We start from the raw sequence: 14747 nt of genomic DNA, 5'->3' as shown, positions 1-14747 counted from the left end.
CTATTCTATCTCCTTATATTGGTGTTGGATAGCGTTGGCAAATTGGTCCAGTAATTGATTAAAGATTTGCATTGCCTTATCAAGGGCCTCGGGAGCAGGAGACTCTTCCGGTTCAAAGGTACGATGCAGAGTTAGCGCGAGCGCCTCCGCCAGTTCATCAGGCGCCAGGTGAGAGCCTGGCGGCAAGAACCTGTCTGCGACAAAGAAACCGATATTGATAGCCGAGATCATCTTAATCTGCGTCTCCATATCGATGTCGGTACGCAACAGGCCATTATCGTGTAACAATTCCAGATATGGCATAGATGTTCCCAGGCGGATTTGTACGAGATTTTGCCCTCCACTGGAGTGGATCAAGTCGCCCAGCGTCTCGGTATCACGTAGCAGCACAGCCCGAAACAATGAATTGCCAACGGCAATCAAAACCAGGTGCCTGGTCAAAGAACTGAGCATCACCCCAGTAGGATCGCTCGCAAGCCGCTGCCGGAGTTCCGCGAGGACGGACAGCCACTCACGTACCAGCAGCGCCTCAAAGAGTGCCTCACGTGTCTTCCAGTGCAGATAGATTGTTCCCTTCGCCACATTGGCCTGTTTCGCGATATCGTCAATTGTCGTCTTCTTGTATCCCCAGCGTTGTAACAGTTCCTTCGCGGCATCTAGAATACGATCCGCACGCGCCTGGCGTCGTGAGCGTTCCTCGCCTCTCTCCTGCTCCTTCTCATCTAAACTCGGCAATCTCTATCTCCTTTTTTCTCCCATGACCAAATAGTCAAATTTAGTCATCATGCTTAACAAGTCATAGCGTATAACCTTTGGAGGCTAAAAGTCAAGGGCAGAATAAAAGGTCAGGTTATCTGGAAGCAGCGCTTCCAGATAACCTGACCTTTTATTCTGCCCTTGAAAATTTCAAGCCTTATGCGAGCAGGAGCGTTTTATAGAAGATGATGGTACCGTCCAGTTCGCCGTTCGCGTTCAGGGCATAGGCGGGAATAACGCCGACCTCTTGATAGCCAATTTTGCGGTAGAGCTTCTCAGCGACATCGCCTTCACGGGTATCAAGTACGAGCAGAGTACGCTTATGCTCGCGTGCCACCTGCTCGATTGCCTGCATAAGGGTGCGCCCCGTGCCGCGACGGCGCTGGCTCTGCAAGACGAAGAGCTTCTGCACCTCAGCTCGGTGCAGAGCATTAGCCTTCGTTGCCAGTTCCAGCTGCACGCTACCAACAACGCGTCCATCCTCACGCGCCACGAGCAAGATATGTGTCCCCTGCTTCACATTGCGGAAGACCCCCTGCCAGTACTGGCGCGCCTCGCCCTCGCCCAAAGGCGGGATAAAGCCCACAGAGGCGCCCGATTCCACAGTATCTTTCAACAGCTCTATCAGTTCGGGCAATATGCCCTCTTCCTCCTTCGGAGGAACCACTGCAATTGACGAATCAGCAAACGGAGTCATGCTACAATACCACTTTCTCTTTGAATGTGACAGCGGGGCGTAAAAAATTAATCTCGTACTCTCGGTTGACGCTGCTAAAGCACGCGTCTACATATAATGATACGGGAGCGTCGTATCATTATATGTAGACGCGTGCTTTAGCAGCGTTGTGCCACTTTACCATTGCACCTTCTCATGGCCTGGTGCCAGTAATATGCTGTACAAGCATCCTGAATACCTCAACGTTTGGCACATCGCCTAAACTGACAGAAGCCCAGCGAAAGAGCTTCCCATGCTTTTTAATAACGATGCTGCCATGGCTTTCATCAATATTGATACTCTTCAGCTCATTCCAGGGCAACATATTATTCCTATGATAGAGAGCATGGGGAGTGAGAGATAGCGGCCCAAATTGTACAGTCTGATATGCCTGATAGGTACTCATGGCCATGGGGAAGAGAAGAGGAGCCGTCTCGACTTCGATTGTTTTGCCCAGTTCACGCAGTTTAGCAAAGGTCTCATCAAGCTTAAGCGTCACCCCATCATTAAGGGTCAGTATATAGATATGCTTGTATGTTGTTGATGTACTTGTATGCCCCTCGCCATCGGTCGATGTATGGGTCTGCACAATCACATTATGCCACACGACCTGGATATTCTGCCAACGTACAACCTGGGTAGATGTGCGCCCCAGATAGAGCAGACCAGCATCATAGACAAAGACACGCAATACACGATTCCGATAGGTTTGAACAATACCTACACCTGGAAAAATAACAAAAATTAGTCCAATGGCCGTCACGATCAGTGGAAAAAAGCTATTCATAGTAAAAGCAAAGGCCATGCTAAAAAGTATCGCCAGAACGCCCATTGCCACAAATATTGCAAGCACGATGATCATGCATGTGGTTGATGGTTTATAGGTAGCTCTCAGATCACCTAACTCATATTGAGAGCCAAGAAGGAGGGGATCATTTGTTATAGATGAGGATGCCTGCATATGTAAAACTCCTTTATAGAAAATGCCTCTCTCTTGTTACCAGAGCTACTTATAAAGAGAGACGCTTCTGGAAGTCATACATCAAATGCAGCGTCGGGGCAGTATCATCGCGTGGCATTTAGCGCTACTTGAATAGTCTGGAGCAAACTGTCATAATCGTAGTTACGTACATTGGTGATATCGAGATCAATTACCGGCCCGCCGAGGGCGAGGTCAGCAAGGCGCTCCTGTGTAAAGACATCCTGGTTGTTTTCGACAAAGGCCTTGTCGCGATGGTATATATGCCGCTCCGGCGTCCCCATGCGAGCCAGGAAACGCTCCAATACTATCTCTCCCCTGGCCTTACACTGGATCTGCAAGGGCAAGAAATCGTGAAACTGCTTTATCTGCAAAAACTCGCTGGTCGCTAGCTCAGCGTGACGAAAAAAGCCCTCAATGATCAAGGACTGGCCTGCTGCCAGGAGCAGGCTGGCAAAATAATACATCATTTCAAAACTCGCTGGTCCGATCATGGGAGGGCGCCCATGGGTCTGACTGTCTAGCGCATCAAATATTCTCTCCGCCACTTCATCGCGATGAATAGCAGGCAGTTTTAGATCGGTCGCCAGGCGCTTCGCCAGCGTGGTCTTGCCTGCTCCAGGGACACCATTTACAATAATCAGCCAGGGTTTCTGCATATTTAAATTTACCTCCGCCCCAGTTTAACATAATTTATAACGCGAGGTGGATCTCCTTCGCCTCCTCTTCATCTTCATCTTCTGCGGCGCCGAAGACCTGGAGGTGCTCGTTGACGCGGCGCACGGCGGACCAGAAGGCACGCGTCTGGCGGAAGAGGGGCTTGATGTCGGGAATCAACACACAGATGCAGAGCAGGAAGACCGGAATGAGCTTGCTAAGGACCATGAACTGCCAGGCCTGCTCGCCTGGGATAAGCCCCCAGTAGCCCTGGTTGGTAACATCGATGTGCAGGGCGTTGAGGAGGGCAAAGCAGTCTGGCAGGCAGACCAGGAGCATGCAGGCCTTCGCCCAACGCGTCTGGAACTCGGGGCAGCAGACGACACAGATGGGAAGCACATAAGCCAGCGTGCTCCAGTGGTATTCAAAGGTCAGCTCGTAGAAGAAGAGATAATAGACTACCGCCAGAAAAATGGCCTTGCTCCTATGCACACAGCGAAACGCGGCCCAGAAAATAGTTAGAACCAGCACACCATACTGGATGATTTTATAGACAATATCGGGCCAGTGCGTAAATGAGGTATGCCGCAATAACGCATTCAAGGTGATAATCTGGTTAGGCCCGGCGCCTCCTGGACTAAAAAGCATCGCCTTGAGGTTATCGATGTAATAGCCTCCAATGCTAGATAACATCCAGGTTGCCAGGCCAAAACAGAGAGCACCAACAATAATAGTGCGCCATCTCCCCTTCGCAAACAAAAATGGAATAAAGAGCAGGCCAATTGGCTTCACAAGCAGACTCAGCCAGTACCAGATACCACGCCAGACCACGTACCTATTTTTTACGAGATTGATCAGAAAGAGCAAGAGGAAGACATTGAGCACGAAATGAAACTGCCAAGCCGCCAGCTCCAGGTAGACGCTAAAGTTGGCGAGCAACATAAAGACGGCAAAGCCCAGATGCTTACTCCCACGAAAGCTCCAGATGAAATAGCCCGTGACCAGCACCGTGATGACCAGTTTGCTCCAGAGCCAGACATAGGGCGCAGAGGCGGGATCAAACTGCATCAGAAAGGTACCAATAATGATGGTAAAGAAGGGATGGTAGACATTATTCTGCGAGAACTCCGCCTTCGCATACTGCGAGCCATTCCAGAGCGGCTCGCCCGTCAGCGAGCCATTATGCCAGAAGGCCCAGGCTCCACGCGGAACCTGGTAGAAGTCAATGCCCTTGGCCCCTTCATGCAGCGCGGCCCCGCTGAAAAAGAGATTGAACCAGCCTGTCTTGCTCACAGAGATATAGAACAGCAGATGTATAATACAGGCGATATAAATCAAGTAATAGGTCGCGAAATGCCGCGCAATACGTTTCATCCGTTTTCCTTCATATACTTTTTTAGCGCCCGCGACGCTCTATTAGCTGATTGGAATATAGAGCCTGCTTCTAACGTACCACCTATCTCATACCAACCAACCATCACCATATAGACACATCCATATATATTAACGCTCGGACCAGAAAAAAATTACCACCTCGCCAAAAAGCCAAAAATTAAGGAAAAAGCCATGATGCGTTTAGCTGGAAAAGTTGCCCTGATTACTGGTGATACTAGTGGCATTGGCCTGGCGACCGCAAAGGAGTTCCATGCTCAGGACGCAGAAGAGGTCTGGTTAGCCTACGCGTCCGTTTCTCTCAACTGTTCCTCTCTTCCATGTTTCTCTTTTCCTTTGTTTACCCCACTCTGCTCATTCTTTCTCCCTCCTCTGTCTTCCTTCCTTGCCAATCTCACTAGAAGACCGAGCGAGTGCTGTAGCGAAAACTGTCTGCTGACGCCAATTCGGAAGCCGCGTATCAAGATGCCTATCAGAGTGAAGACGGTTATCTCTGTGAAAGGTAACATACTCTTTTTCATCTGAATGAGCAGCATACAACAGAGAAACACAATGTATTAAGCGCACATCACCACTATCGAGGACAAAAGGAGAAGGCAACCACTCACGCCCATTAACGTAACGTATCATAGCACCTCGTTGTTAGGATGTTGTCATGGGGTGCGTCGCGTGCTACCCTACCAGTGTTCGACTTCAGGGGACGCCGCCGTGGTGCGTGGTGTCAGGGCTGACCGTGGTTTGCGCATGGGACCTGTGAGCCCGTCTCGTTGGATGCCGCGCCCGCCCGAATACCTGAGACTTCCGATGACCCACGGTGGTCAAGCTCGTATTGGTGAGTGATTTCCCACACGCCCGAATGACGCACCTCATCCACCCGGATTGTTTGTGTCGTGTGGAGATGGGAGGATCATGAGATGCCAACGACAGAACTCTCTCATGCGCTCGCCACGCGTTTCGTGGCATTGGATACGCATCGCCATTACCTGATGGTTGGTGCGGTGGATAGCCAGCAACAGGTGGTCCTCTCCCCTCGGCGCTTTGGCTTTGCAGCGTTTGCTGAGTGGGCTCAAGATCATTTCACCCACGCGGATGCGGTCGTGCTTGAAGCAACGGCCAATGCGTGGCTGCTGTATGATCAATTACACCCTCTGGTCGCAGAGGTGGTCGTCGCTCATCCGCAAGCGGTCAAGCTGATTGCTGCCGCGCGCGTGAAGACGGACTCGCGTGATACGATTAAATTGGCCAGTAGGCTTTCTGCCAACCTCATTCCTGCCGTGTGGGTGCCGCCGCAAGAAGTGCGCGAACTGCGCGCTTTGGTGACCCATCGCAACCGACTGGTAAAGCAACGAACACAGGCCGCTCATCGCCTGCACAGCGTGTTGCAACGGCACAATCTCGACCCGCCTCCAGGGACGCCGTTTGCTGTCCACCAACGGGAATGGTGGTTGACTTTGGATCTGTCACCTGCTGAGAAACTCCGGGTTCAACAGGATCTGAGCTTGTACCAAACCCTGGAAGCATTGATTCAGGAGAGCGAAGCAGAGCTCGGTCGGCTTTCCACCTGTGATCCGTGGGTCAAACAGGTTCCTTTCCTCGTACAGTTGCCTGGGTTGGGAGTCCTTTCCGCCATGCGTATCCTGGCCGCTATTGGGGAGATCACCCGCTTCCCCTCGGCCAAGCATCTCGTGGGCTATGCCGGCTTGGGAGCAAGCGTCCACCAGTCTGGGGAAACCAATCGAGGCGGTCGTATCACCAAGGAAGGACGCAGTGATCTGCGGGGAATCATGGTTGAGGCAGCCTGGGTTGCCGTCGAACATCACCCCCGACTTCCAAGCCCAGTTTGAGCGTTTAGCCGCACGCATTGGCAAACAAAAGGCGATCGTGGCCATTGCCCGCAAGCTGTTGGTGACCATCTGGCATGTGCTCAGCCAGCAGGAAGCAGATTGCCACGCACAAGTCGAGGCTATCACCCGCAAATTGCTGAACTGGATTAGTCATACGGGAACTATCCCGGGCAAGAAACGCGACCGGCTCCTGCTCTTGTACGACTATCTTGATCAGCTTGGTTTGAGTGAAGAGGTCGAGCAGGTCAACTACCACGGCTCGCGGCTCGCGACTCTCTGCGCGGCAGAAGCAGCTTCGAGCGACCCAACAGAGAGGATGAGCAGAGAGGTTCATCTTGGTGCTTTTCCCCGTCAAGGTGAGACAGCATGGGTATGTGCACGGTTCACCCCACCTTGACAGGTGAGCAGCTTGTGCCGTTTTTGGCTCTGGGAGTGGTTGACCAACCATACCGTGGCGGTCCTGCCAGCCAGGAGCGTGGGCGATCCCGCCCTTGACTGGGGTGGGCGAGCTCTGTGCGCCGAGAGCGAGCGGGGTCCTGCATTGAAGAGCGTCACCATCTCCCGCTCGCTCTCGCTCTGCAAGTCTTTCCACCCCAGTCAAGGGTCGATGCTCTCGGGATCGCTTGCCCCACGCTCCTGGCTGAAACAGGCATTTCAGCGCATCCACCAAGCCTCGAGCTCGCAAGGATGCTTGATGAGCCTACGGCTCGCCTCCTCCCAAGGGGTTGACAAGTAGACACATTGGTGCGCATCCCGTGGGCCTGTAGGGTCCAAGCTAGCTTGGACTCCGAGCGAAGCGATCCTCCGGCGCCTGGGTATCGGCCTACGGGCCTCGGAGTCCATGCCAGCATGGACCCTACAATTTAGAGCTAGTGGGTCTGATACCAGTCGGTGGTTGTCAGTTTGGGATAGCTGACCGTCTTTTTCACAACATCGGCGGGTGGAGCGGGGAAAGCCTTCATAGGTGTATTCCCCTCCGCCAGCAGCATCGTATCGTGCCAGATCTGTGCCGCCCCATCCAGGCCAGTAATCCCGGCCATCAATGAATGATTGCTATTGCCTGTCCAGGCACCCACGACCAGGTCAGGTGTATAGCCAATAGTCGAGGTATCCTGAAAGGTCTCTGACAAGCCTGCCATCACCGCGGCAGGTCGCACAGGGCCAGCATTACCAGCCTGGCATTGTGTGTGACTTGTAGAATACAGTTCAAGTGGATTACATATACCAAATTCCGTGGCCTGACTGGCTGTGCCGCTCAGGGCATCCGTGATCATAAAAGCGGCTTCAGGACTCAAAGCACGCGTTCCTTGCGTAGAATCTTGATAGAGCACGTGACCGTCAGAGGAGGTAGCCTTTACAATAGCGTGTGGATCCATGTGTATACCTTTATTCGCCATTGTAGCGTAAGCTGATGTTTCATCCAGTAAGTTCAGCGAAACTGCCCCCACAGCCCAGGAGTAATAAGGCTCTCCCACAATTTTTATCCCTAACGCCTGCACTTTCTTCCTCACTGTCTGAAGTCCAAGCTTGACAGACAATTTGAGCGGCGGAATGTTCAGTTCGGTCTGTAAGGCGGTTCGATATGACATATACCCATGAAATTTTTGGCCGTAGTTAGAAGGTGAGTAGGTGCCGGCATTTGAGTTTCCTGTAGCTACAGAAAAGGGGCCATCATACACCACCTCGCCCGGGCTAATACCCTGCTCGAAGGCCGTCGCGTAGATAAAAGGTTTGAAGGTTGAACCCGCCATAAATGGCTGAGTTGTCAAATTAGCCTGACTTCCCCCATAGCTCGTATCCATGTTGCCAAGCAGCGCGCGGATGCCGCCACTATGAGGATCAAGGACAACGACCGAGGCGTTATGCATGTTGTGAGTAGCGGACATCGTCGCGAGATACTGCCGTGCCTTCTGGTATGTCTGCTGCTCCAGTGAGAGATCCAGCGTGGTCGCGACATGCAGCGCAGTCGCGGGCAGATGGTCCACATCTACATGGAGCGCGCTGGCAAGCTCACTTACAGCCGTATCAACAAAATAGGCTGACGACAGGTCTTTGTGTTGCAAACAATCAAGTTGTGGATTCTGACCATGCAACTGGCAGATAAGCTGGTTGTGAATGTCATAAAACTGAATCGGTCCATTTTGCGGTTGAGGCTGACCAAGGCTAATGTTGTTTGCACAAGCGCTCAAAATGCTGAGTAGCATGCTTATCAATAGCATATAAAATGCATACGTTAAACGCTTCTTAGGCATAATTCTCCTGTTTTCCAGAAAATATGGGCAACTATCACGCCTCGCAGATCGGGTAGTGCTTGTAAACCGCGCACCTACCCTCACTTCCCAGGGAACGCCCCCGCCCGGCAGGAGGGGCCTGGTAGGTGCGCGATTTATAAGCACTCCAGGCCCCTCCTGCATGGGCGGGGATGCTACGGGAAATGCTTATGGCTTAACGGAACGAAGTATCGTTGAGACATCCGCGTTCAGCGCCTCAGGCGATGGCGCGTTAATCTCAACTCCAATGAGTAAATGTCCATTGCTTTGGGGCGTGAAAATGGCATGATAACCAATTTCCTTATCATGTCCAGACTCAACGCCTGGCTCGTTTACCTGTGGTAGATTGACGTTCTCCCAGACATAGGCATGATTATATGCTGACGCTTGCAGTGTCCAAATTGTCCCAGTGATATCTTCGCTAAAGACTTCCAGTTGCATACCATAACGCATCATGCTGGCGAGGTCAGCGGCGCTGGTGTAGTTGTCCGCGCTGCTGATAGCATAGGGACTGTTAAAATGGGTATCATTGAGCTGTAGCTGACGTGCCTCTTCGTTCATCATAGCGACAAAGTTTTGCGGGTCACCTCCCACTGCGCGTGCAATCACCCCGGCGGCATCATTACCTGATGGAAGGAGTAGTCCATTTAACAGATCATGCAGTGGGATCTGGTCACCTGCGACTAGCTGTGCCGTACTCAATCCCTTTGGGACTGCGTCCAGGCTCGCCTGATCTATGGTGATCATTTGATTGGGATCGGCATTCTCAAGCGCGGTTATGGCGACCATATATTTAGTGAAATGAGCCACTGACACACGTGCATGACCGTTCACGTCTACCAGAACCGTACCCATATCCGCATCCAGGAGAAAGGCGTTACTCCCATGCAAGACCGGCTTCGCAACGACTGTTGATGTCTGGTGCTGGATCTTCGGATGGGTCTGCTCCTGCTGTGGTTTGACGCGCGCGAAAACCGTGAGCATGCTCGCGAGGAGCAGCACAGCTACCAGGCCAGTTAAAACTGTCACCAGGCGGCGCCTGGCACCCGGCGCTTTTCGTTTGCGAGGCTGAAAACCTGAATGAAGGGGGGGAGCCGTTTCCGCCTGATATTCTCGAAGGTCTATAGGCTTACGCTTCTCTCCATTCTCCAAAGCATACCTGGCAAGACGCGCTCTCACCTGCGCGATCCGCTGGACATCCTGCTCAGCTATTTGCTGCAAATCCTTGAGCATCCGCGTATCTAGTGAGGTATGCGAGGCTATAGGTAGCTGTTGCAGGTGCAACTCAATCTGCTCATCGACGGTTTCAGGAGCAAACTTTTCATCGTGATGATCCATAACTATACTCCCTCCTGCCGACGATAGAGCTTACGTAAGAGATTGAGGGCGCGTGAGAGCGTCACCCGGATAACCTCGTCGCTTTTATTCAGGCGTTGCGCGATCTCCTTCGTGCGCAGGCCATGCCCAAAGCGCAAACGCACGATCTCCTGTTGCAGGCCGGAGAGATTCGAGAGGTGCGCACGCAGCACCGCGTGCGCCTCATTACGCAGCGCGACCTGCTCTGGTGAACGCTCGTCATCGCTAAAGTGCGTCACGATGATCTGCTCCAGGGCCACAGATGGATGACGGGCGTTACGCCGATAATAATCGATAGCTTTGTTGTAGGCGATGCGACGAAGCCAGGCAAGCTGCTCTCCCTCGCTCCAGGTAAGCCAGACCTGGTTCTCCAGTGCCGCGACAAATACGTCCAGTAACAGGTCATCGGCGTCTTCCCTGGAAGAAATATAGCGCGCGATATACATCAAGATGATGGGCGCGTAACGATCATATAGGAGCGCAAGTGGTGAGTCCTCAAAACCTATCTCCCGTTGAAACTGGCGCATGTGTTCCCTCAGCATTGCTTTTTCTGCTTTATTAATCGCTCTGTTAGCAAAAATGTTAACACATCTCTGCTTTTTTAGCTCTTCCACATTTGGTTGAGCCAGGTCATACCAGTTCTTGTCTCAGCTCGCTACGCTCGCCCAGGGGTAAGGGGTGTGGGTGGAAAATGGCAATGCCATTTTCCACCCACACCCCTTACCCCTGGGCCCCTCAGGCGCGAAGACACTCCTGAGAAAGAGCAAGATGGAAGAAGTTTTAGGCCCTCCTGGATGCTATGATTATCAGGCCACCACTCATGGCAGCGCAGCACTAGAAGCAAGGAGCATATACATATGAAGGAACAAGCACTCCCACTTATTACGTTCTACAAGGGCTGGGAAGCCTATCAGCGCAACCTCGTCGAAATTATCGCGCCGCTTTCATCCGAGCAGCTAGCTTTACCCGCCCCGTCGCATCAATGGACGATTGGGATGCTAGCCCAACATATAGTAGCCAACCGGGTCTGGTGGTTCCAGGTCTGGATGGGTGAGGGAAGTCCCGATCTGGCCCCCATCGCGCACTGGGACCCTGCGGATGAAGTGGAGCAGCCCCCACTTACAGCCGCTGAACTGGTTGCCGGGCTTGAATCCACCTGGCGCATGATTACCGATGCCCTTACCCGCTGGACGCCCGCCGACCTTGAGCACGTCTTCCAGCCGCCAGCCGCTCTGAAAGAAGAAGAACGGGAATACTTCCCCCCAGTCTCACGACAGTGGGTTATTTGGCACGTCCTTGAACACGAAATCCACCACGGAGGAGAACTCTCCCTCGCCCTTGGCAGCCATGGCCTGCCAGGAATTTATGGCAACATCTAACTGATCTGTTCAAGAGCGCAGAGAGTAATAGAAGAGATGCCGGTCGCTGGGTTTTACTCAGCGACCGGCATCTCTTCTATTACGCAAGAAAGGTGCAGGCCACTCTTGACAAAATCGATACTTCGCTTTACTATATAGCTATGCATAGTAAGTAATACGAAGTAATGGTCAGGAGATAATCAAGTATGCGTATCACGCGCAACTCTAAGTTGGATCTGGGGCGCTTCTCTGATCCCTCACTCCTCATCCTGTCCAGCCTGGCAAGTGGCCCTAAACATGGGTACGCCATGATACAGGATATTGAGCAATTCTGTGGCACTCACCTGGAGGTGGGCACGCTCTATGGCGCGCTTGCGCGCCTGGAGAATCAGGGCTGGATTGAGGCCCTGGAACTGGAGGAGCGGAGGCGCCCCTACCGTATAACACAGTTGGGCGCGACTGTCTTGCGCGAACAACTCTCAACGATGAAACAGGTTGTCAGCACTGGCCTGCAACGGCTCGCCACGTCCTGAATATAGAGAAGAGGATATTGTAGGATGCATGACACTTCTACCCCATCGCTTTATCAACGCTGGGCCAGCAGGCTGATCAAACTCTATCCGGCCTCCTGGCGCGAGCGCTACGCCGACGAGATGCTCCAAATTCTGGAGGACTCACCACCCTCGCTAAAAACTATCTGTGATCTCTCATTCAATCTCTTTGATGCCTATACTCACCAATCTCTTATACAAGGAAGGATCCCTACAATGCTACAAAAATTGCGCGCCAACGAACTCGCGCTCTATACCTCGGCCATCTTCTTCTTTATAGCCTGGCTAGTAGAGCAAGCTCATGCAAACATAGTAGGAGAGCAGACTCAGATGAAGGCGCTTTTCCCTTACAATTTATCTACCATTTTAGACCCTACTTCGCCTATATTGTCGAAGTTTATCGCTGCTAACTTATACACTCTGCCCATACTTATCCTGCTTGGTGGTCTTCCGCTGCTCCTCGCAGCCTGCTGGCGAGCTTTGAAAGGGAAAAATCTACGCGCCCTGCTCCTTTGCCTGCTGGCCCTTGTGAGTCCAATCCTCGCGGTGACGATACCTGTAGCCTTTCCGTTCCTACTCTATATAGCTGGCTTTAGAGGTAGCATTCCGGTATTAGACTCTACCTGGGGTGTATTGATTGCTTTCGCGATCTGCATGGGGTTAAGCGTAGCATTCATTGTCTCTACCATTAAGCGCATGGAACCCAGCCGCCGAATTACACATTACGCCCTCTATGTTGCGCTAGTACTTACTGTGGCAATGCTGAGTGGCTTTGTGACGCTACTCATTGCCACCCTCCCAACGATCTTCAATGTCTCTACGGCCCCTGGCGACGAAATGGCATACGCGGCACGCCATATTCTCCTGTTACTGGTCATGGTGGCAACCACTGGCACAGCCATCTATTCGCTGTTTCACGCCTTCCAGGCCAAACAAAGTGAGCAAATAGCCGCATAAAAAAGATGCAATTTATTCTGAGTGGCGATATGATGCGCCCTGACAGCCGCAGCTGCCAGGGCGCATCATATCACCACTCAGAACGATCACCGCAGGCGCGAGGTGGAACACCAAATGGTTATTTTAAGAGTTTCTCCATGAGGACGACATCGACCCACTGCCCATCGAGCAGCCCCTGCTCGTGATAGACGCCTACCTTACGAAATTCATGGCGCTCATATAAGCGCATCCCTGGCGCGTTGCTTGGGAAGGCCGCCAGCACCATCTTGTGATAGCCCAGCGTGCGCGCACGTACCTCCAGGGCGCTCAGCAGGGCGTCGCCAATGCCGCGCCCCCGCTGCTCGCGCGCGACATAGACGGAGAAGTCTACCACATGATCGTAAGCTGGTCGCGGGTTAAAGGCATTCAGCGATCCCCAGCCCACCACAGCGCCCGCCGCATCCACCGCGACCAGCACGGGATGGCGATGCGTGCGCGAGTTCAACCATTCGGCCCGCTCCTCAGGCGTGCGCAGTTGCGTCTCCAGCGTAGCTGAGCGATCCTCTATGCCCTGATTATAAATACTTGCGATAGCTGTCGCATCCTCACGCGTGGCCTCACGAATCTCCATATGCTGCTCCTCCAGAGACTTCTTTACCAGTTCCGTCCATGAACGCGACCTCTGGCCCAGGCCTCCAAGATAGGCCCCCAGAAAGTCGAGCGTTGCCGGGTCCAAACAGTAATAGCGGTTAGGCCCATCACTGCTGACCTGCACAATTTCGGCCTCACGTAGAAGCGCGAGATGATCAAAGAGGCTGGACTGCGCGAGCGGCAGGATCTCGGCAAGTTGCGCCGAGGTACAATCTTTACGCTCAGCTAGCAAGGCAACAATCCGAAAACGCGCCGGATTCGCCAGCACGCGCAACATACGCAGCACCCGCGCTTCCAACGCCGTCGGAACCAATTCCTCCGTTTTCATACAGACCTCCAGTTCATAATACTACCCTTTTTCCCGATTATCCGGAGCATATATCCTGCATAACTGGAATGTCAAGCAAGGTTGAGCATCGCTTCCCTGTGCTCATCTTGACAAGGAAGGTATGGTAAGAAAAAAAAGAAATAGAAAGAGCGAAACAATTATGGTTTCAGAACAGAAGTTGGGGTCCATCATCGTGACGGGGGCAAGCCGTGGGATTGGGGCTGCCATTGCCAGACTCGCCGGAGGCTATGGATATCCCGTTGCTGTGAACTTTACCAGCGATGAGGCCGCTGCCCAGGAGGTCGTTTCGCATATTGTTGCCGCTGGCGGTCGAGCCACTGCCGTTCAAGGGGATGTCGCTCGTGAAGAGGATGTCATGCGCCTCTTTGAGACAGCAACGCAAGAATTGGGGCCACTCCAGGGACTTGTAAACAACGCCGGGATTACAGGTGGCTTTGCTCGCGTCGAAGAGGTAAGTGCAGAGGTTCTTACTCGGGTACTTGCGGTCAACGTCGTTGGGACGATCCTGTGCGCGCGAGAAGCCGTGCGGAGGATGTCACTGCACCATGGTGGCACAGGCGGAGCCATTGTTAATATTTCCTCTCTCGCCGCGCGCCGGGGTGGCGCTGGCGAATGGGTCCATTACGCCGCATCCAAGGGAGCGATTGATAGCTTCACCATCGGCCTGGCGCGTGAGGTCGCCCATGAGGGTATTCGTGTCAATGCCGTCGCTCCTGGACTGATTGAGACCGATCTGCATGCAGCAAGTGGCGCGCCTGATCGCCTGGAGAAATTAGGTCCATCCGTTCCTATGCAGCGGGCAGGCACTGCAAATGAAGTGGCTGAAGGCGTTCTCTGGCTGCTTTCTTCGGCAGCCTCTTACACAACAGGGACCATCCTGGAGATTGGTGGGGGCCGCTAATAGCCGCAATGCTTGAGCCTCGGCTTCACACG

The 14747-nt window shown here is 53.0% G+C and carries 16 protein-coding genes; 7 read left to right on the top strand and 9 right to left on the bottom strand.

Annotated elements, in window-relative coordinates:
- From KRAC_RS35495 to KRAC_RS35475, 5 genes are all read right to left on the bottom strand, one after another.
- On the bottom strand, positions 1–735 hold the full coding sequence (locus KRAC_RS35495) for a TetR/AcrR family transcriptional regulator (RefSeq protein ID WP_007915779.1): 735 nt from the start codon (positions 733–735) through the stop codon (positions 1–3).
- Between the two features lie 178 nt (positions 736–913).
- On the bottom strand, positions 914–1453 hold the full coding sequence (locus tag KRAC_RS35490; RefSeq protein ID WP_007915777.1) for a GNAT family N-acetyltransferase: 540 nt from the start codon (positions 1451–1453) through the stop codon (positions 914–916).
- Between the two features lie 172 nt (positions 1454–1625).
- Positions 1626–2432 carry a DUF6585 family protein gene (locus tag KRAC_RS35485; protein ID WP_007915775.1) on the bottom strand — a complete coding sequence of 269 codons (807 nt, stop codon included), beginning with the start codon at positions 2430–2432 and terminating at the stop codon, positions 1626–1628.
- Positions 2433–2536: 104 nt separating this feature from the next.
- Positions 2537–3109, bottom strand: coding sequence for a P-loop nucleotide/nucleoside kinase family protein (locus KRAC_RS35480; protein WP_007915774.1), 573 nt, complete (start codon positions 3107–3109; stop codon positions 2537–2539).
- A gap of 34 nt (positions 3110–3143) precedes the next feature.
- Positions 3144–4481 (bottom strand): glycosyltransferase 87 family protein, encoded by a 1338-nt coding sequence (locus KRAC_RS35475; RefSeq protein WP_007915772.1) that lies wholly within the window; start codon positions 4479–4481, stop codon positions 3144–3146.
- A 932-nt stretch (positions 4482–5413) separates the two neighbouring features.
- Here KRAC_RS35475 and KRAC_RS35465 point away from each other — a divergent pair.
- Genes KRAC_RS35465 through KRAC_RS35460 form a run of 3 tightly spaced genes read left to right on the top strand, consistent with a single transcriptional unit; the run spans position 5414 to position 7079 of the window.
- Positions 5414–6343, top strand: coding sequence for an IS110 family RNA-guided transposase (locus KRAC_RS35465; RefSeq protein ID WP_052568819.1), 930 nt, complete (start codon positions 5414–5416; stop codon positions 6341–6343).
- Positions 6303–6740, top strand: coding sequence for a hypothetical protein (locus KRAC_RS76590; RefSeq protein ID WP_052568817.1), 438 nt, complete (start codon positions 6303–6305; stop codon positions 6738–6740). Before KRAC_RS35465 ends, KRAC_RS76590 begins: the two co-directional genes overlap by 41 nt.
- 39 nt (positions 6741–6779) lie before the next feature.
- Entirely contained in the window at positions 6780–7079 is a 300-nt protein-coding gene (locus tag KRAC_RS35460) for a hypothetical protein (RefSeq protein WP_211221374.1), read from the top strand.
- Positions 7080–7212: 133 nt separating this feature from the next.
- Here the strand turns inward: KRAC_RS35460 and KRAC_RS35455 are convergent, their stop codons facing one another.
- From KRAC_RS35455 to KRAC_RS35445, 3 genes are all read right to left on the bottom strand, one after another.
- On the bottom strand, positions 7213–8595 hold the full coding sequence (locus KRAC_RS35455) for a transglycosylase domain-containing protein (protein WP_007915769.1): 1383 nt from the start codon (positions 8593–8595) through the stop codon (positions 7213–7215).
- A gap of 186 nt (positions 8596–8781) precedes the next feature.
- On the bottom strand, positions 8782–9951 hold the full coding sequence (locus KRAC_RS63150; RefSeq protein WP_007915768.1) for a D-alanyl-D-alanine carboxypeptidase family protein: 1170 nt from the start codon (positions 9949–9951) through the stop codon (positions 8782–8784).
- Positions 9952–9953: 2 nt separating this feature from the next.
- Positions 9954–10511 carry an RNA polymerase sigma factor gene (locus tag KRAC_RS35445; protein WP_040445568.1) on the bottom strand — a complete coding sequence of 186 codons (558 nt, stop codon included), beginning with the start codon at positions 10509–10511 and terminating at the stop codon, positions 9954–9956.
- A gap of 315 nt (positions 10512–10826) precedes the next feature.
- Here KRAC_RS35445 and KRAC_RS35440 point away from each other — a divergent pair, with 315 nt between their 5' ends.
- The 3 genes from KRAC_RS35440 to KRAC_RS35430 all read left to right on the top strand — a co-directional run bounded on the left by KRAC_RS35440 (position 10827) and on the right by KRAC_RS35430 (position 12835).
- Positions 10827–11348, top strand: a complete 522-nt coding sequence (locus KRAC_RS35440) for a DinB family protein (protein ID WP_007915766.1) — start codon at positions 10827–10829, stop codon at positions 11346–11348.
- A 185-nt stretch (positions 11349–11533) separates the two neighbouring features.
- Positions 11534–11860, top strand: a complete 327-nt coding sequence (locus tag KRAC_RS35435; RefSeq protein ID WP_007915765.1) for a PadR family transcriptional regulator — start codon at positions 11534–11536, stop codon at positions 11858–11860.
- Between the two features lie 24 nt (positions 11861–11884).
- Positions 11885–12835, top strand: a complete 951-nt coding sequence (locus KRAC_RS35430; protein WP_007915764.1) for a hypothetical protein — start codon at positions 11885–11887, stop codon at positions 12833–12835.
- Positions 12836–12953: 118 nt separating this feature from the next.
- On the opposite strand, the gene KRAC_RS69460 is transcribed toward KRAC_RS35430, so the two are convergent.
- Positions 12954–13793, bottom strand: a complete 840-nt coding sequence (locus KRAC_RS69460) for an arsinothricin resistance N-acetyltransferase ArsN1 family A (protein ID WP_007915763.1) — start codon at positions 13791–13793, stop codon at positions 12954–12956.
- Between the two features lie 160 nt (positions 13794–13953).
- Here KRAC_RS69460 and KRAC_RS35420 point away from each other — a divergent pair, with 160 nt between their 5' ends.
- Positions 13954–14715: an SDR family oxidoreductase gene (locus tag KRAC_RS35420; RefSeq protein WP_007915762.1), complete on the top strand. Its 762-nt coding sequence runs from the start codon at positions 13954–13956 to the stop codon at positions 14713–14715.
- The last annotated feature ends 32 nt before the right edge of the window (positions 14716–14747 follow it).

Source organism: Ktedonobacter racemifer DSM 44963 (assembly GCF_000178855.1).
Taxonomy (GTDB): domain Bacteria; phylum Chloroflexota; class Ktedonobacteria; order Ktedonobacterales; family Ktedonobacteraceae; genus Ktedonobacter; species Ktedonobacter racemifer.
Note: the sequence above shows the minus strand (reverse complement) of the source record. Positions and strands in the feature narration are given on the sequence as shown.